At 71.8% G+C, this 16,154-nt stretch carries 18 protein-coding genes and 1 pseudogene; 8 read left to right on the top strand and 11 right to left on the bottom strand.

Annotation, left to right across the window (positions count from 1 at the left end):
* Positions 1 to 131 precede the first annotated feature (131 nt).
* The 4 genes from GHR20_RS15915 to GHR20_RS15905 form a co-directional block, all read right to left on the bottom strand.
* Entirely contained in the window at positions 132 to 407 is a 276-nt protein-coding gene (locus GHR20_RS15915) for a hypothetical protein (RefSeq protein WP_111587017.1), read from the bottom strand.
* A gap of 254 nt (positions 408 to 661) precedes the next feature.
* Positions 662 to 1,609 (bottom strand): phosphorothioated DNA-binding restriction endonuclease, encoded by a 948-nt coding sequence (locus GHR20_RS15910; RefSeq protein ID WP_153813543.1) that lies wholly within the window; start codon positions 1,607 to 1,609, stop codon positions 662 to 664.
* A gap of 44 nt (positions 1,610 to 1,653) precedes the next feature.
* Complete coding sequence (locus GHR20_RS38140; RefSeq protein ID WP_275549672.1) at positions 1,654 to 1,785, bottom strand: hypothetical protein; 132 nt, start codon at positions 1,783 to 1,785, stop codon at positions 1,654 to 1,656.
* Positions 1,786 to 1,804: 19 nt separating this feature from the next.
* Positions 1,805 to 2,782 (bottom strand): serine/threonine-protein kinase, encoded by a 978-nt coding sequence (locus GHR20_RS15905; protein ID WP_343336007.1) that lies wholly within the window; start codon positions 2,780 to 2,782, stop codon positions 1,805 to 1,807.
* A 285-nt stretch (positions 2,783 to 3,067) separates the two neighbouring features.
* Here GHR20_RS15905 and GHR20_RS15900 point away from each other — a divergent pair, with 285 nt between their 5' ends.
* Positions 3,068 to 3,451, top strand: a complete 384-nt coding sequence (locus GHR20_RS15900) for an STAS domain-containing protein (RefSeq protein ID WP_243878037.1) — start codon at positions 3,068 to 3,070, stop codon at positions 3,449 to 3,451.
* A gap of 65 nt (positions 3,452 to 3,516) precedes the next feature.
* Complete coding sequence (locus GHR20_RS15895) at positions 3,517 to 3,972, top strand: ATP-binding protein (protein ID WP_153813542.1); 456 nt, start codon at positions 3,517 to 3,519, stop codon at positions 3,970 to 3,972.
* A 100-nt stretch (positions 3,973 to 4,072) separates the two neighbouring features.
* On the opposite strand, the gene GHR20_RS15890 is transcribed toward GHR20_RS15895, so the two are convergent.
* From GHR20_RS15890 to GHR20_RS15870, 5 genes are all read right to left on the bottom strand, one after another.
* Positions 4,073 to 4,918, bottom strand: a complete 846-nt coding sequence (locus GHR20_RS15890) for an RNA polymerase sigma factor SigF (RefSeq protein ID WP_153813541.1) — start codon at positions 4,916 to 4,918, stop codon at positions 4,073 to 4,075.
* An 84-nt stretch (positions 4,919 to 5,002) separates the two neighbouring features.
* On the bottom strand, positions 5,003 to 5,368 hold the full coding sequence (locus GHR20_RS15885) for an STAS domain-containing protein (protein WP_153813540.1): 366 nt from the start codon (positions 5,366 to 5,368) through the stop codon (positions 5,003 to 5,005).
* On the bottom strand, positions 5,365 to 6,516 hold the full coding sequence (locus GHR20_RS15880) for a cobalamin-dependent protein (RefSeq protein WP_153813539.1): 1,152 nt from the start codon (positions 6,514 to 6,516) through the stop codon (positions 5,365 to 5,367). Before GHR20_RS15880 ends, GHR20_RS15885 begins: the two co-directional genes overlap by 4 nt.
* Positions 6,513 to 8,171, bottom strand: coding sequence for a PP2C family protein-serine/threonine phosphatase (locus GHR20_RS15875; protein WP_243878036.1), 1,659 nt, complete (start codon positions 8,169 to 8,171; stop codon positions 6,513 to 6,515). The genes GHR20_RS15880 and GHR20_RS15875 overlap by 4 nt, the downstream gene beginning before the upstream one ends.
* Positions 8,172 to 8,339: 168 nt before the next feature.
* Entirely contained in the window at positions 8,340 to 8,510 is a 171-nt protein-coding gene (locus GHR20_RS15870) for a hydrophobic protein (protein ID WP_111587226.1), read from the bottom strand.
* 137 nt (positions 8,511 to 8,647) lie between these two features.
* On the opposite strand from GHR20_RS15870, the gene GHR20_RS15865 reads away from it, so the two are divergent.
* Positions 8,648 to 8,821 carry a CsbD family protein gene (locus GHR20_RS15865; protein ID WP_111587217.1) on the top strand — a complete coding sequence of 58 codons (174 nt, stop codon included), beginning with the start codon at positions 8,648 to 8,650 and terminating at the stop codon, positions 8,819 to 8,821.
* 108 nt (positions 8,822 to 8,929) lie between these two features.
* On the opposite strand, the gene GHR20_RS15860 is transcribed toward GHR20_RS15865, so the two are convergent.
* Both GHR20_RS15860 and GHR20_RS15855 read right to left on the bottom strand, forming a co-directional pair.
* Positions 8,930 to 9,607, bottom strand: a complete 678-nt coding sequence (locus GHR20_RS15860) for a GAP family protein (RefSeq protein ID WP_153813537.1) — start codon at positions 9,605 to 9,607, stop codon at positions 8,930 to 8,932.
* Positions 9,608 to 9,725: 118 nt separating this feature from the next.
* The gene (locus GHR20_RS15855; RefSeq protein WP_145492763.1) at positions 9,726 to 10,163 is read right to left on the bottom strand and encodes a hypothetical protein; all 438 of its coding nucleotides are present in this window, start codon (positions 10,161 to 10,163) and stop codon (positions 9,726 to 9,728) included.
* Positions 10,164 to 11,261: 1,098 nt separating this feature from the next.
* Here GHR20_RS15855 and hemL point away from each other — a divergent pair.
* The 5 genes and pseudogenes from hemL to GHR20_RS15825 all read left to right on the top strand — a co-directional run bounded on the left by hemL (position 11,262) and on the right by GHR20_RS15825 (position 16,152).
* Positions 11,262 to 12,578 carry a glutamate-1-semialdehyde 2,1-aminomutase gene (gene hemL / locus GHR20_RS15845; RefSeq protein ID WP_111587225.1) on the top strand — a complete coding sequence of 439 codons (1,317 nt, stop codon included), beginning with the start codon at positions 11,262 to 11,264 and terminating at the stop codon, positions 12,576 to 12,578.
* A gap of 53 nt (positions 12,579 to 12,631) precedes the next feature.
* On the top strand, positions 12,632 to 13,285 hold the full coding sequence (locus GHR20_RS15840) for a histidine phosphatase family protein (RefSeq protein WP_111587224.1): 654 nt from the start codon (positions 12,632 to 12,634) through the stop codon (positions 13,283 to 13,285).
* Between the two features lie 136 nt (positions 13,286 to 13,421).
* Positions 13,422 to 14,672: a hypothetical protein gene (locus tag GHR20_RS15835; RefSeq protein ID WP_111587215.1), complete on the top strand. Its 1,251-nt coding sequence runs from the start codon at positions 13,422 to 13,424 to the stop codon at positions 14,670 to 14,672.
* A gap of 118 nt (positions 14,673 to 14,790) precedes the next feature.
* Positions 14,791 to 15,380 (top strand): annotated as a pseudogene (locus tag GHR20_RS15830) (TlpA disulfide reductase family protein).
* A gap of 25 nt (positions 15,381 to 15,405) precedes the next feature.
* A complete protein-coding gene (locus tag GHR20_RS15825) occupies positions 15,406 to 16,152 on the top strand; it encodes a cytochrome c biogenesis protein CcdA (protein WP_111587222.1) in 747 nt (248 codons plus the stop codon).
* The last annotated feature ends 2 nt before the right edge of the window (positions 16,153 to 16,154 follow it).

Genomic DNA, 16,154 nt, shown 5'->3' with positions numbered 1-16,154 from the left:
ACCTTGAGGAAGGGGGACGGGGACGGACGGGGCGAGCCGGGGACAGACGGGGCTCACGCATGCGACCCTACAGCTTGTAGGGGAAAGGTGCCGGTCTGTCCATCGGGACAGGAGCGTACCGGGACCGCCTCTTACCCGGTCCTTTCCGAGCCACGCCGGGCGGAGGCCAGCAGCCAGGCCAGATTGCCCACCGCGGCCCCGGCCGCCACCGCCGCGACGATCACCCCGCCGGTGGCGAGGCCGTCGCTGAACAGATGCGGGCGCCGGTCGAGGCTGTGCAGCCCGAAGCCGCACAGCTCGTACACGCCGACGGCGGCGACGAAGAGGCTGACGACGAGTACGGCGAGGGTCGGTGCGAGGCTGCGCGCGCAGACCTCACCGCTGGGCGCCGTCTCCGTGTCCTGCATGAATCCCCCGTTGACGTGGTGGAACAGGTGTATGAACGGCCGTGTGGCCCGGGCCGATGGGGAACCTACAATACGTAGGGTCCACCCGGGCCGACGCCATACGTGGGTACGTGAGTGCGGACCGGGGGCGTCGCGGGCCGGGACCGCGGGCGGGGCCGCTCCATGATGACGGAGGACGCGGACGCGGCGGGGCACGGCACGCGGGCGGCCGGTGTCCGGCGGGGGAGTACGACGCGGTGATCCGGGCCGGGCCCTCAGCTCACCCTCGTACCGTTGTCCGCCGTACCGCTGTCCGCCGTACCGTTGTCCGTCCGCTGTCCGGGCAGGCGTGGTTCGCCGCGGAAGACCTGGCGGGTGTGCCAGTCGCGGTGGACGTCCGCGACGGGGCGTCCGCCGGGCCGGGGGCCGAGGAGGCGGCGGCCCGCGAGCGCGGTGACCTGGTCGCGGGCGGCGGGGCTGTGGCCGGCGAACCGCTGCGAGACCAGGACGCGCCGGCCGTCCCCGATGCCGAGGACGCCCCGGTCGAACAGCTTGTGGTGCAGCGAGCACAGGCACAGCCCGTTCTCGATCACATCGGGCCCGCCGAACGCCCACCAGCGCACATGGGCCGCCTCCAGCCCGACCGGCACCGCCCCGAGCCGGCCGTCGTAACCGCAGAACGCGCACCGGTACTCGTAGGCGGTCAGCACCAGTTCCCGCATCCGGGGGTCGCGCCGCCCGCGCGCCGCCGAGAACCCCTCGGACCGGGCCCACTCCAGCTCCAGGCCCGCCGCCTCGCACAACTCGCCGTGCAGGGAGGGCGGGAAGTGCAGGTCGAGCAGCAAGCGCACGATTCTGACCAGGAGTTGTGGATCGCGCCGTAGCGCCGCGCGCAGGTCCGGCGCGAGCCGTCCGGTGGCGCCGGACTCCCGCAGGTCACGCACCCCGGTGCCCGGGCTGCCGGTTCCCCGGTCGGTGCGCACCTCCCACACACCGTCGGTGGCCAGGTGGTGGAAGGGGTACGCGGGCGTCGTCCGGTTCGGCGGGCCGTACTCGGTCAGCAGCCGCTGGAGGTCGCCCTCCACCGCCGTGTACCGCAGCCCGCCCTCGGCGTCCTGCTGGAACCGGCCGAGCGCGTACAGCAGCAACAGCGGCTTGTGCGGCGCCCGCACCCCGCCCCTGGCCCACTGCCTGAGCCCGCCGATGTGCGCCAACCAGTCCATGCGGCCCGATCGTAGACGGCCCGCGCCGGGCCCCGCCCGGCGGCTCAGCTGGGCGCGAACCAGGCCATGCCCGCCAGCAGCGCCAGCACGAACAGGCCGGTGCCGCCCAGGACGGCCAGCACGCGGGAGCGGCGCAGCAGCGGCAGGCGCGGCCGGCGGTTCGCGGACCGGTGCACGCTGGTCTGCCACTCGGTGTCACCCGCCGGCGCGTGGCCGCCGTCGGAGCGGGCGGGGGAGCGGGGGTGTGGCGGGCGGGGAGAGCGGGGGCGCGGCGGGCGGGGGCGTGCCGGGCGGAGGACCGCGTGGCGGGGGCCTGGGGGCGGGGGATCTCAGGGCGGGGGATCTCGTGGCGGGGGCGAGCGACTGCTTCGAGCGGCCGTGGCCCTGGTGCGCGACCGGCAGCGGCTCCGGCGCGCCGCGCCAGGAGCCGCGCCCGAACCAGTCCGCCACCTCCTCGGCCGTGGGCCGGCTCTCGGCCTCCTTGGCCAGCAGGCCGAGCAGATAGCTCTCGAAGGCGGGCGACAGGTCGGTGCGCAGCTGCCGGGGCGGGACCGGGGCGGCGTCGAGGTGCTGATGCAGCACCGCGAGCGGGCTGTCCGCCTGGAACGGCGGCCGGCCGGTGAGGAGTTGGTAGAGCACACAGCCCAGCGAGTACACGTCGGACGCCGGGGCCGCGGTGCGGCCGAGGGCCCGCTCGGGCGCGAGGTAGAGGCTGGTGCCGACGATCTGCCCGGTCGCGGTGAGCGCGGAGTTGGGGTCGTCGAAGAAGCGGGCGATGCCGAAGTCGCCTATTTTCAGGGTGTCGTCGGCGGTCAGCAGCAGATTGGCCGGTTTGATGTCCCGGTGCACGATGCCCTGCCGGTGCGCGAGGGCCAGTCCGACGGCGGCCTGCGCGGCGATCCGGGCCACCCGCTCGGCGGACAGCGGCCCGGAGGCGCTGAGCACATCGTCGAGGCTGCCGCCGTCGACCAGTTCCATCACCAGGAACAGCCGGCCCTCGAACTCGCCGAAGTCCAGGACCCCGACGACGTTCGGATGGCTGAGGCGCCCCGCGGTCTGCGCCTCCAGCCGGAACCGCGAGGACGCGGTGGGGTCGGAGTCGTGGGGGAGCAGCAGTTTCACGGCGACCGGTCTGCCGAGCGTCTCGTCGAAGGCCCGCCAGACCTCCCCCATCGCGCCCCGCCCGATGGTGTCCCGCAGCCTGTATCGGCCCGCTATAAGCACTTGTTCTTCATCCTCATGCCTAAGACGTCTGGATCGCCGCAGGCCGTGACTCACCGCGGGAGCGGATCAGTTGGGAGGGTGCCGCAGCGGCCCAAGCGTATCGGGCCCCGGGGACGTCCGGATGCGCTCGGGCGATCGCCGTACGGGAGGGGGCCCGGGCGGCCGGCCCGCTCGGCCGGGTGTCCGGCGGCGGGCGACTGGCCTGACGGAGGCCGGTGGTGTGAGGATGACGCAATGCATCCGCGTTCGGAGATGAAGGTGCACGCCACCCGTCACGAAGAGACCTTCGTGATCACCCTGCGCGGCGAGGTGGACTGGGACGACGCCGAGGACTTCGAGGCCGCCCGGGAGACGGCCGACCGCGCCGCGCTGCCCGTCACGGCGATCGACCTGTCCCGGGTCACTTTCGCCGACAGCATGCTCCTCAACGCCCTGCTGGCGCTGCGGCGCCGGCACACGTCCGACGGGCGCGACCTCGTCCTGCTCGGCCCGCTGCACCCCGCGGTGCGGCGGCTGCTGGTCGTCAGCGGGGTCCTCGACCACTTCACGATCTCGGACACCGGCGCCACTCTCGGGACCGATCGGACGGAGCCCCATGAAGACGAGGACAGCGGGTAGCCGAGAGGCGTACACGAGAAGTATTTGTGATCAAAAGGAACTTACGCCCTATCGGAGACACTTCCATGGTCATCCCGCTCGGAATCCAGGCGATGGATGAACCCCGCTCGGCGCCCTCGCGCTACAGCGCCGCCTGGGGCGCGGCGGGGATTCCCCTCGCCGACGCCCGCGGTGCCGTACGCATGCTGCTGGCGCGCGCGGGCCACCACCCCGACCAGCGGCCGAGCCAGGACGCCCAGCTCGTCGTGAGCGAGCTGGTCACCAACGCGCTGAGACATGCCCCCGGCCCCGGCGCGCTGCTGCTGGAGCTCTCCGCCGACGCAGCCTGTCTGACCATCGCCGTCCACGACAGCTCCTGCGCGGAGCCTCTGCCGCGGGAACCCGATCCGCGCCGCGCCGGCGGCCACGGGCTGCGTCTCGTCACCCAGCTGTGCGAGCAGGTGCGGACCGTTCCGTCGGAACAGGGCAAGCGGATCGTGGCCCGGCTGCTCCTGGACGGCGTGGCAGAACCGGGGAGCTGAGGGCTCGGGCCCCGCTCCCCGGTCCGGCGCTGTTCTTCCCGCTCTCCGGTCGGCGCTCTCCGGTCTCCGGTCCGCGCTCTTCGGTCGGCGCGCGCCGTTCTCAGCCGATGGTGAGCATGCCCTCGCGCAGGCGGCCCAGGCAGCGGGAGAGCAGCCGGGAGACGTGCATCTGGGAGACGCCGAGGCGCTCGCCGATCTCCGCCTGGGTCAGCTCCTCGACGAACCGCATGTGGATGATCCGGCGGTCCCGGTCCTCCAGCCCGGCGATCAGCGGCGCCAGCGCGTGGAAGTCCTCGACCAGCTCCAGCGCGGTGTCCTCCGCGCCGATGAAGTCCCGCAGGACGGCCTCGCCGTCCTCGCTGCCGTTGAGGGTGGCGTCCAGCGAGGAGGAGTTGTAGCCGTTCGAGGCGAGGCGGGCCTCGCGCACCTCGTCCTCGGGCAGGCTCATCAGCTCCGACAGCTCCTTGACCGTCGGCTCGCGGTCCAGACGGCCGCGCAGCTCCTCCGTCGCCCGCGCCAGCTGCACCCGGGCCTCCTGGAGCCGCCGGGGCACGTGCACGGCCCAGGTGGTGTCCCGGAAGAACCGCTTGATCTCGCCGACGATGTAGGGGATCGCGAAGGAGGTGAACTCCGCCTCACGGGACAGCTCGAACCGGTCGATCGCCTTGATCAGACCGATCATGCCGACCTGGACGATGTCCTCCATCTCCTCCGGGCCCCGGCTGCGGAACCGGCCGGCCGCGTAGCGGACCAGCGACATGTTCATCTCGATCAGCGTGTTGCGGGCGTAGCTGTGCTCGGGCGTGCCCTCCTCCAGCGTGGCCAGCTGCGCGAAGAAGAGCCGCGACAGGTCACGGGCGTCCTTGGGCGCGACCTTGGAGGGGTCGACGACATCGGGCAGGCCGGAAGCCCGCGTGCCGGTTGCCGTCGTGGTCATGACTGCCATGGTGTTCCCTCCCGAGACCGAAATCCGTGACCGCTCTTCGGGGGCGGGTCACGACGTTGGCGCGTCTACCCCGTCGTACGACGTCTACACCAGGTCCGTCAGGTCCGTGCCGGCGGCCGGCGCGGTGAGGTGGTCCAGGACGTTGGTGACGTGCAGCAGCCGTTCGAGGATCTCCGGCCGGTCGTCCAGGTGCAGGGTGGCGCCGAGGGCGCTGGTACGGCGGTGGATCATCAGCAGCGCGGACAGCCCGGAGGAGTCGATCCAGGTCAGCGCGCCGAAGTCCAGGCGGACCGCCGCGGGCGGGGTCCGGGCGGCCGTCAGATGCCGGACCACCTCGTCCACGAACTCCTCGCTGGTGTCGTAGTCGAGCTCTCCGCCCACCCGCACCACGAGCGTGGCCTGTTCGCGCCGGGCGGCGACGGTGAACTCGGTCGGTGGGGTCGTGGTCATGAGGGGGCGCCGGGCACGGGGACGGGAGCGGAGCCGGCCTCGGGTGCGGACTCGGGGCCGGTGGCGGACTCGGAGGCGGGGCCGAGTACGGAAGCGGCGGGCCGCGCGCCGAGGGCCGAGGCGCCGAGCCGGGTCAGGCGCCGGGCGCGCGGAAAGTCGTGGAGCTCGTCGGCCAGGATGTCCAGCGCGGCGACCAGGGAGTGCGCGGGGACGTGCCGGGCCTGAAGGATGTCGGCGGTCCAGACGAGGAACGTGGTGAACAGGTCGGCGTCGTCGACGTAGAGGGCGGTGGCCAGGAAGCCGACGATGTGGGCGAGGTCCTCCGCGGTGCGCTCGCGCTGCTCGTCACCGTAGCCCCGCAGGGCGGGGAAACGGTCCTCCAGCTCGGTCAGGGTGTGCTTCACGAGCCGGGGACGGGACTGGAGGACCAGCGTGTACTCCTGGTCGGCCAGGTGCGGCAGGTCGTCCACCGCCTGCCGGCCCGTCGCCGGGACGGGCCGCGGCACGCCCGCGTCCAGCACGGCCGCCGCGCCGCGCGCGTCGGCCGCCCAGCGGTCGGCGCCCAGCCTGCGGGCCCAGCGGCCGCCGGGGCCGAAGGCTCGGCCACCGACGAGGACGGGGACCCCTATGGCCCGGCAGGCGGTGATGGCGGCGTGGGCGGCGGGCAGATGGGTGGGGATCGACCCCGACAGGAGGACGGCGTCGGGGTTGGTGAGGTGCAGATGGGCGACCATGTGCGGGGTCGGGGTCTGGGCGCCGAGATAGTCCACCCGCCAGCCGCGCAGGGACAGCACCTCCGCGAGGAGCCGGGCGGGGAAGGCGTGCCAGTCGCCGTCCACGCAGGAGACCGTGACCCGGCCGCGGTGCGTGGGGCGGGGGCCGCCGCCCTGCCGGTGGGCGAGGGAGGCGACGATCCGCTCGTTGACGGCGGTGGCGGCGTGCTCCTGGGCCACGCTGATGCGGTCGGCGGCCCATTCGACGCCGACCATCTCCTGCACCGGCGCGATCACCTCGAGCAGCAGCGTCTCCTCGTCCACTCCCTCGGCCAGCGCCGTGTGCACGATTCCGGCGGCCGTGTACTCGTCCGCGTCGATCGCCGCCCGCCACAGCCGCCGCACCAGAGCGGCCGGCTCGGTGGAGTGCTTCACTGCTCGTCCCTCTCGCTGTCCCCGTGCCCGGTCGCGACCGCGGGCGGGCCGCCCCGGCGGGCGCTGAAGGCCACCAGGGCCATGTCGTCGTGCCGTCCGGCGCCGATCCACTGGGCGGCCAGCATCTGCACCCGTTCCACCACCGCTTCGGCCGGCATGCCCACGCATTCGGCCAGGGCCCGCCGCAGGCGCCGTTCGCCGAAGAGCTCGTCGCCCAGCGGGCCGCCGCGGGCCTCGGTGATGCCGTCGGTGTAGAGCAGGCAGGTCTCTCCCGGCGCGAGCACCGTGCGCACCGTGCGCGCCGTGACCTCCGGCAGCGCACCGACCAGTGTGCCCTGGGTGGCGGCCTCCTCGACCGTGCCGTCCGCGCGGACGATCAGCGGCGGCAGGTGCCCGGCGCTGGTCAGACGCAGCCCCACCCCGTCGTCCAGGCGGCGTACGGACGCGAGCACCAGGGTGGCGAAGCGGGTGTGGTGGGAGCTGAGCAGCGCCCCGTTGAGCAGTTCGAGGACGCGCTCATGGTCCTCGGCGAGCGGCAGCAGGGCGTGCAGGGTGTTGCGGATCTTGCCGGTCAGGACGGCCGCGTCGAGTCCCTTGCCCGCGACGTCGCCCAGCACCACCAGGGTCTCCTCGGCGGGGCCGGTGCCCGGGTGGACGTCGTAGAAGTCGCCGCCGACCCGCTCGTGGTCCCGCGACGCCCGGTAGCCGCCGGCGTACTCGACGCCGTGCACGCTGCGCAGCGTCGGCGGCAGCAGTTCGTGCATCAGCGTCGCCGTGATCGCCGCCTGTTCGGTGTACAGGCGGGCCGCGGACAGGGCGGCACCGGCGCGGGCGGCGAACAGGCGGGCGAAGACCTCCTCGCCCTCGGTGAACGCCTGCTCGGTGCTGGACCGCAGCAGGATGAGGGCTCCGGCGGGCACTCCGTGGCCGGGCAGCGGGGTGACGATCACGGAGCCCACGGGTCCGGCGAAGTCCTCCGGTACCACCCAGCCGGGAATGTCCGCGGGGTTGATCCAGCGGGCCGGCACGGGCGGGAAGCCCTGCAACGCCTCGCCGAGTCCGGGGACTTCGGCGACGTTCACCTTCTGTGTGGTCTGGGTGACGGGGCCGCCCTTGCGCGCGGAGGTCACGGGATAGCGCTTCCCCTGGGCGGGAGCGACGAGTACGGCGGCCTCCGCGAGGTGTTCCGCGGCCATGGCCGCCGCCATCTCCATGCAGCGCGGCACGTTCAGCGTGGACAGCAGTGCGCTGGACGCCTCCGAGAGGACCTCCGAACGGGTCCGGGCGTCGCTCAGCGCCATCTCGGCCAGGCGGCGGTCGGTGTCGTCGACCAGCCACCACACGATGTCGCCCGCGCCGGCGGGCGTCGGATGGGCCTCGAAGAAACGGTCGTTGATACGGCCCGTCGTCGTCCCGGCCGGGGCGCCGGGCGCCTCGTCGCCGATGCGCCGGTGGGCCTGGGCGAGCCAGGACGGCACGCGCTCGTGCAGCTGGTCGCCCGCCGCGGCGCCGGGCAGGAGCAGTCTGGCCGCCTCGTTCACGCGGACCAGGCCGCCGTGCCGGTCGACGACCAGTACGGGATAGGGGGCCTCAGGCCACGCCGTACCGGCCTGGTCGTCGAAGGGGCGGGCGGGAGAGCCGCGGGAAAGAGACACGAGTGAGGGCACGCACCGTGCGCACCTCACCACCTTCCTGTCCTCGGTTGCAGTACGGCAACAGTCCCCCATCGACTCCGCCGTTGCAACCCACCCCGGTGATCCTGCTTTCCGGGGCGGGGGCGAAACGGAGCCGAGGGGGGACTGCTCACCGGCCGAGGGGCCGGATCACCATCGGTACCAGCGGCCGCGGCCGCCGCCCGCCGAGGTGGAACGCATGACGAAGCCCAGAAGCCACACCACCAGGACGACGACGGCGACCCACCAGAGGATCTGTACGGCGAAACCCGCACCGAAGAGAATCAGGGCGAGAAGAAGAACGAGCAGCAAGGGAACCATAGTCACTACCTCCTGCACCTCCGTTTGCCCCCCGCCGGTTTCCGCATTCCTCGATGACGCCTTGTTTGTGAGGAGAATGCGGGGGAACCGGGGTTTTGCCGCGACAGTGGCCGACCGAACTACGAGGAGGCGCGTCCATGAGTGCTGGCGAGAAGGCCAAGGCGAAGACCGAGCAGGCCCAGGGCAAGGCCAAGGAGGCTCTGGGGCGGGTCACCGGCAACGACCGGATGGCCGCCGAGGGCAAGGCGGACCAGGTGACCGGCGATGCCCGTGAGGCCAAGGAGAAGACCAAGGACGCGTTCAAGCACTGAGGGGACGCACCTCGGCGGTGGAAGAGGGAGGCACTTTCCCGGGCTCGACCCGGGAATGGCCTCCCTCTTTCGTGTGATGCCTTTGCAGTATCTTTTCCCCGGCCGCCGTCAGGAGACGAGAATGGAGATACCGTCTCCGAACAGTTTCAGCCCGAGGACGAAGAACAGGACGGCCATCACCGCGACGTTGTGCTGAGCCGCCCACTCCTTCCAGTCGCCGAGTGTCGCCTTGGCCCGCTCTCCGCCGAGGAGGAAGACCGCCAGCGGTGCCAGCAGGCCGCAGGTGGCGATCACCACGAAGACCGCCAGCGACGCGATCTCCTGCCCGACCGGCAGTCCGGCCGAGCCGATGGTGGCGCCCGCGGCGATGGTCAGCGGGGCGTTCTTGGCGTTGAGCGCGGCCAGGGCCAGCCCGAGCGCGAAGACCTTGACCGGGGTGAGGCGGTCGATCGCGCCCATCCATTTCGGCAGCCGGGCCTGCGAGGGGTCCTTCGGCCGCCGGTGCCATCGCCGGGCGCCGAAGAGCAGGAGGAACAGGCCCAGAGCGAGCTTGAGGGCTCCTGCCCAGGCAGCCGGGTGACCGTGCGAGGAGGCACCCGCGGGCGAGGCGATCACCAGCATCACCGCGCCCAGCGCCGAGAGCCCCAGGATCCAGCCGAAAGTGAAGAGGACCCCGTTCAGGCGGCCACGGGGCGTGGCGAGGATGAGGATGACCGCGATGATCGGAAGCGGGCTGACGGCCACGGCGGCCGCGACACCCAGCACATCACCGAGAACGTGGCCCATGGCTGCCTCCGAGCGGCGATCCGGGTACCCCCATTTTCCCGCGCCTGGCCGGATCTGTCCCCCGGACATGACGAGGGCGGGACCCGAAAGCCCCGCCCGAATCCGCCGAAACCCCGGTTCAGGGCCACACCAGGCAGTACGCCTGATGCCCCGCCTCATGCAGCCGGTGGGAGAAGTCCTGCCATTCGTGCAGCAGTTGGTACACGTTGAACGCGTCCCGCGGGCCGCCCCGGTCCGGCACCGTCGACCAGATGAAGGCCGCGGCGCCGACGGCTTCCTCGCCGATGCCGCGCAGGGGGTCGACCACGGTCATCGGGAGCCTGACGACCGCGTAGTCGGGGTGCAGGACGACCAGTTCGAGGGGCGGGACCTTGTGCAGGGGGATGCCCTCGATGCCGGTCAGCACCATCGCGGCCATCGTCTCCGGCTTGATCTTGGTGAACATGCCGTTCATGCCCAGCTCGTCGCCGCCGAGTTCCTCGGGGCGCATCGAGATGGGGACGCGGGCCGCGGTCGCGCCGTCCGGTGCGCCGAAGTACTTGTAGGTCACCCCCACCCGGCCACCACCCCCGCCGCTCGTCCCGAGGGAACCGACCCGGTCGGCCCGGGGGGTACGCCGACGACCGCCCGCGCGGCCGGTCCGCCGCTCCGGCGAAGGGGCCGACGCGTCCGATGAGCCCGGGGAGGCCGAGGAGCCCGGGGAGGCCGAGGGGAGATCGCGGGGGAAGTCCGACGGGACGCCGCCCGCACCCGGGCCCGCTCCCGCACCCCCACCCGTGTTCCGGGGAAGGTCCCGGGAGGCGTCGCGAGGGACGTCACGCGGAAGATCCCGGGAAGCGTCCCGGCGGAGATCACGCGGAAGATTCCGGGGAGTGTCCCGGGGAAGGTCGCGCGGAACGTCACGGGGGAAGTCCGACGACGGGTCCGCATTCCGGGCGGGATCCGCCGGCCGGTCCCCGCGGAGATTTCCCCGGAGATCCCTCGGGGGCTCACGCGGGAAGTCCGCCGGGCGCTCGCCCCGGAGATCTCCCCGGGTGTCCTTCGGGAAATCCATGGGCCGCTCGCCCCGGAGGTCCCGCGGGAAATCCATCGGCCGGTCCATCGGCCGCTCGCCCCGGAGATCTCTCGGAGCCTCGCGCGGGAAGTCCTTCGCCCTGTCGGCGGTCCGCTCCGCCTGCTGGTCGTGCAGGCGTTCGCTTTGCCGGTCGTACCGTTCGGGCTCACCCGGTGCACCCTGTGTTCTACGTGCTTCGGTCGTTTCCTCCGCTTCGCGCCGGTGCCTTCCCCGCCGGGCACGTCGAGGACCGACGTCATCGGTCCCCTCGCCCAGTCCGCCACCGCGATGCATATCTCCACCCGACTGCTTTTCTAGGACGCGTGGCCCCCGCCGCGCAACCCGATCATCGTGTCAGTGACCTCCCCCACGGCCGCCCGCCGAAACGTGCGGTGGAACAACAGTCCACGGGGATCCGCCCGGTCCCTGATCCTTCCGTGCCCAGGAGCTGTGTGTCAGGTCTCAGTCTCGCAGATGGCGGACCGCGGCGGCGCGGAACCGCGGGCGGCCCGTCATCGCACCGGGCGGGCGGCCTACCCTGAGGAGGTCACCTTGCAACCGGAGTCCGAGAGGCCGGAGAAGCCGCACGTCATGAGTGCCCTGAGCGAAACGCCCTATCCCTACGAAGCGCCCGCCTCCCAGGCGCTCTTCGACCGCGCCTCCGTCGTCACGCCCGGGGGTGTGAACTCCCCGGTGCGCGCCTTCCGCGCCGTCGGCGGCACGCCCCGCTTCATGGTGTCCGGCCGCGGTCCCTACCTCACCGACGCCGACGGCCGGGAGTACGTCGACCTCGTCTGCTCCTGGGGTCCGATGATCCTCGGGCACGCGCACCCCGAGGTCGTCGCCGCCGTCCAGGACGCCGTGGCCCGCGGTACGAGCTTCGGCACGCCCGGCGAGGGCGAGGTCGCGCTCGCCGAGGAGATCGTCGCCCGGATCGAGCCCGTCGAGCAGGTCCGGCTGGTCAGCAGCGGTACCGAGGCGACGATGAGCGCCATCCGGCTCGCCCGCGGCTTCACCGGCCGCTCCAAGGTCATCAAGTTCGCCGGCTGTTACCACGGCCATGTGGACGCCCTGCTCGCCGCGGCGGGCTCCGGTGTCGCCACGTTCGCGCTGCCGGACACGCCCGGTGTCACCGGCGCCCAGGCGAGCGACACGATCGTGCTGCCGTACAACGACCTGGAGGCCGTGCAGGAGGCGTTCCACCGCCACCCCGGCGAGATCGCCTGTGTGATCACCGAGGCGTCGCCCGGCAACATGGGCGTCGTGCCGCCGGCCCCCGGCTTCAACCAGGGCCTGCGGGACGCCTGTCACAAGAACGGCGCCCTGTACATCTCCGACGAGGTCATGACCGGCTTCCGCACCAGCCGCGCCGGCTGGTACGGCGTCGACGGGGTCAAGCCCGACCTGATGACCTTCGGCAAGGTGATGGGCGGCGGCTTCCCCGCCGCCGCGTTCGGCGGCCGGGCCGACGTCATGGCGTACCTCGCGCCCGCCGGGCCCGTCTACCAGGCCGGCACCCTCTCCGGCAATCCCGTCGCCACCGCCGCCGGCATCGCCCAGCTGCGGCTGCTCGACGAGGCGGCGTACGACACGGTGGACGCCGTCTCCGCGCAGATCCAGTCGCTGGTCACCGAGGCGCTGAGCAAGGAGGGCGTGGCGCACCGGGTGCAGAACGCGTCCAACATGTTCTCGGTGTTCTTCACCGACCGGCAGGTGCGCACCTACGAGGACGCCAAGCGGCAGGAGTCGTACCGCTTCACCGCGTTCTTCCACTCGCTGCTGTCGAACGGCGTGTACCTGCCGCCGTCGTCCTTCGAGTCCTGGTTCGTGTCCACGGCCCACGACGAGCGGGCCGTGCAGAAGATCGCCGACGCCCTTCCGGCGGCGGCCCGTGCGGCTGCGGAGGCCACCGCGTGACCATCGGAAACAGTGTGAGCGGCAGCGACAAGGACGTCACGGTCGTCCATCTCATGCGGCACGGGGAGGTGGAGAACCCGGAGGGCGTGCTCTACGGCCGGCTGCCCGGCTACCACCTGTCCGAGCTGGGCCGGAAGATGGCCGACCGGGTCGCGGAGCACCTCGCCCCGCGCGACATCACCTATGTCTGCGCCTCCCCGCTGGAGCGGGCGCAGGAGACCGCCACCCCGATCGCCAAGGCGCAGGGCCTCGACCTGGACACCGACGCGCGGCTGATCGAGGCCGAGAACGTCTTCCAGGGCAAGACCTTCGGCGTCGGCGACGGCGCGCTGCAACGGCCGGGGAACTGGAAGCACCTGGTCAACCCGTTCCGCCCGTCCTGGGGCGAGCCGTACGTGGACCAGGTCGTGCGGATGATGGGCGCGCTGAACGCGGCCAAGGACCAGGCGCGCGGCCACGAGGCGGTGCTGGTCAGCCATCAGCTGCCGGTGTGGATCGTCCGGTCGTACGTGGAGCGGCGGCGGCTGTGGCACGACCCGCGCAAGCGGCAGTGCACCCTCGCGTCGCTGACGTCCTTCACCTACCTCGGCGACAAGATCGTGTCGGTCGGCTACAGCGAGCCCGCCATCGATCTCGTCCCCGCGCATCTGCGGGCCGGTGCCCAGCCGCAGAAGGGCGGCGGCCAGGGGAAGGCGTTCGGCGCCTGACGGTCCGTTAAGAGACGCTTGGACTCTTTTGCCTGGACTATTACTAAAAACATATTAATTGAAGGAACCTCCCCGTTCGTCGTGCCCTCTCTCTGGGTGACCACCATCACCACGCGCGACGAATCGGGGATCCTTCATGCGCACCGTCTCCCGGAACCTCTCCCGCAGGGGAATGCTCGGCCTCGGCGCGGGCGCGGCGGCCGCCGCCGGCCTGTCCGGCTGCGGCGCCCTCAAGTCCTCGGACGGCGACGGCCACCCGGGCGGTTCCCGCCAGGTGCAGGGCGGCAAGGACCGGCCGGCCAAGCTGATCGGCGACGGCTCCACCTCCTTCACCGGCAAGCAGCCCGGCCACGCGAAGAAGCCGGAGCCGCTGGAGCCGGGCCAGACCCCGCCGCAGTTCGTCATCTTCTCCTGGGACGGCGCCGGCGAGGTCGGCAACGGCCTCTTCCCGCGCTTCCTGGACCTCGCCAAGCAGCACGAGGCCCACATGACCTTCTTCCTCTCGGGCCTCTACCTGCTGCCCGAGTCGAAGAAGCGGATGTACGAGCCCCCGAACAACCCGCGCGGCGCCTCCGCCATCGGCTACCTCACCGACGAGCACATCAAGGCCACCCTCACCAACGTCAACCGGGCGTGGCTGGAGGGCCATGAGATAGGCACCCACTTCAACGGGCACTTCTGCGGTGAGACGCACGGCTCGGTGAAGTGGTGGACGCCACAGCAGTGGAAGAGCGAGATCGACCAGGCGAAGTCCTTCGTCAAGGAGTGGAAGACCAACACCGGCTGGCACGACCTGCCCGCGCTCCCCTTCGACTACGACAAGGAGCTGGCCGGCGGCCGCACCCCCTGCCTGCTGGGCCAGGACAACCTGCTGCCCACCGCCCGCGAGCTGGGCTGGCGCTACGACGCCTCGTCCCCGGGCGGCCGCCAGGTGTGGCCGGTCAAGCGCCAGGGGATCTGGGACTACCCGCTCCAGGCCGTGCCGTTCCCCGGGCACAGCTTCGAGGTGCTGTCCATGGACTACAACATGCTGGCCAACCAGTCCCAGAACTCCACCAAGGCGCCCGCCTACAACTACCCGGGCTGGCGCAAGCAGTCCGCGGCCGCGTACATCGCCGGCTTCCAGCGGGCGTACGAGACGAACCGCGCGCCGTTCTTCATCGGCAACCACTTCGAGCAGTGGAACGGCGGGATCTACATGGACTCCGTCGAGGAGGCGTTCAAGCACGTCGCGGCCCAGCGGGACAAGGGCGCCGATGTCCGGATGGTCTCCTTCAAGGAGTTCACGGACTGGATCGACGTGCAGAAGCCCGAGATCCTCGCCAAGCTGCGCACGCTGGACGTCGGCCACCAGCCCACGGGTGGCTGGAAGACGTTCCTCGCCTGAGCCGACCCCGGCCGGGCCGCCGCCCGGAATGTCCCGTGTAAATACGCCCTGAAATGCGGTTTTCCGCCCCGCAGGGGGGTGCGCGAGAACCCCGGGACCGACATGCGAAACTTTTCACATGAGTACCCGTAGCCGCGCCGTCCTGCTCGGCGCCGTGGCCGTCACCGCGGCCCTGTCCCTGTCCGCGTGCGGCAAGGGCGGCACCTCGGGCGGCGGCGGCAACACCAACTTCGTCACCGGCAACAACGGCATCGACACCGTGCCGGTGAGCGAGCGCACCGCGGCCCCGGACCTGTCCGGAAAGACGATCGACGGCAAGTCGGTGGACGTGGCCGACTACAAGGGCCAGGTCGTCGTCATCAACGTCTGGGGCTCGTGGTGCAGCCCGTGCCGCGAGGAGGCCCAGTACTTCGCGAAGGTGTCGAAGGCGTACGAGGGCAAGGGCGTGCGGTTCGTCGGGATCAACACCCGCGACACCAGCACCACCCCGCGGTCGAGTTCGAGAAGGCGCACGGGATCACCTACCCGAGCCTGTACGACCCCACGGGCAAGCTCATGCTGCGCTTCAAGAAGGGCACCCTGAACCCCCAGCTGATCCCCTCCACGCTCGTCATCGACCGGCACGGGAAGGTCGCGGCGCGGGCCCTGGAGGCGCTGGACGACACCACGCTGCTGAAGATGCTCAAGCCGGTCGTCGCGGAGAAGTGACGTGAGCGCGACGCTGACCCTGGCCATGGTGGGCCAGAACCAGACGGTGATGCACGGCGCCCTGCTGATCGCGCTGCCCGTCGCCCTGTTCGGCGGACTCATCTCGTTCTTCTCGCCGTGCGTGCTCCCGCTGGTCCCGGGCTACCTCTCCTACGTCACCGGCGTGGCGGGCACCGACCTCGCGGAGGCCAAGCGCGGCCGGATGGTCGCCGGCGCCTCGCTGTTCGTGCTCGGCTTCAGCGCGGTGTTCGTCTCCGGCGGCGCGCTCTTCGGCTTCTTCGGCTCGACCCTCCAGGACTACAAGGGCCCGCTGTCCAAGGTGCTCGGCGTGCTCATGATCCTGCTGGGCGTCTTCTTCATGGGCCTGATGCCCTGGTTCACCCAGCGCGAGTTCCGCTTCCACCGGCGCCCGACCACCGGACTGGTGAGCGCGCCGGTCATAGGTGCCCTCTTCGGCATCGGCTGGACTCCCTGCCTCGGGCCCACGCTCTCCTCGGTGAGCTTCCTGTCCGTGCACGAGTCGAGCGCCGGGCGCGGCGCGCTGCTGATGGTCGTCTACTGCCTGGGCCTCGGCATCCCCTTCGTGCTCACCGCGCTGGCCTTCCGCAAGGCCCTCGGCGCCTTCGGCTGGGTCAAGCGCCACTATGTGTGGGTGATGCGCATCGGCGGCACGATGATGATCGCGACCGGTGTGCTGCTGCTGACCGGCGCCTGGGACAGCCTGGTGCAGCAGATGCAGACCTGGTCCAACGGCTTCACTGTGGGGATCTGATC

The organism is Streptomyces sp. SUK 48 (assembly GCF_009650765.1).
Taxonomy (GTDB): domain Bacteria; phylum Actinomycetota; class Actinomycetes; order Streptomycetales; family Streptomycetaceae; genus Streptomyces.
Note: the sequence above shows the minus strand (reverse complement) of the source record. Positions and strands in the feature narration are given on the sequence as shown.

Coding starts and splice junctions, on each gene's coding strand:
- GHR20_RS15905 (WP_343336007.1), bottom strand. CDS start 2,782: ATGGGGGAGGTCTGGCGGGCCTTCGACGAGACGCTCGGCAGACCGGTC.
- GHR20_RS15915 (WP_111587017.1), bottom strand. CDS start 407: ATGCAGGACACGGAGACGGCGCCCAGCGGTGAGGTCTGCGCGCGCAGC.
- GHR20_RS15840 (WP_111587224.1), top strand. CDS start 12,632: ATGCGGCACGGGGAGGTGGAGAACCCGGAGGGCGTGCTCTACGGCCGG.
- GHR20_RS15860 (WP_153813537.1), bottom strand. CDS start 9,607: ATGGGCCACGTTCTCGGTGATGTGCTGGGTGTCGCGGCCGCCGTGGCC.
- GHR20_RS15910 (WP_153813543.1), bottom strand. CDS start 1,609: ATGGACTGGTTGGCGCACATCGGCGGGCTCAGGCAGTGGGCCAGGGGC.
- GHR20_RS15865 (WP_111587217.1), top strand. CDS start 8,648: ATGAGTGCTGGCGAGAAGGCCAAGGCGAAGACCGAGCAGGCCCAGGGC.
- GHR20_RS15895 (WP_153813542.1), top strand. CDS start 3,517: ATGGTCATCCCGCTCGGAATCCAGGCGATGGATGAACCCCGCTCGGCG.
- GHR20_RS15835 (WP_111587215.1), top strand. CDS start 13,422: ATGCGCACCGTCTCCCGGAACCTCTCCCGCAGGGGAATGCTCGGCCTC.
- GHR20_RS15900 (WP_243878037.1), top strand. CDS start 3,068: ATGCATCCGCGTTCGGAGATGAAGGTGCACGCCACCCGTCACGAAGAG.
- GHR20_RS15885 (WP_153813540.1), bottom strand. CDS start 5,368: ATGACCACGACCCCACCGACCGAGTTCACCGTCGCCGCCCGGCGCGAA.
- GHR20_RS15825 (WP_111587222.1), top strand. CDS start 15,406: ATGGTGGGCCAGAACCAGACGGTGATGCACGGCGCCCTGCTGATCGCG.
- GHR20_RS15890 (WP_153813541.1), bottom strand. CDS start 4,918: ATGGCAGTCATGACCACGACGGCAACCGGCACGCGGGCTTCCGGCCTG.
- GHR20_RS15870 (WP_111587226.1), bottom strand. CDS start 8,510: ATGGTTCCCTTGCTGCTCGTTCTTCTTCTCGCCCTGATTCTCTTCGGT.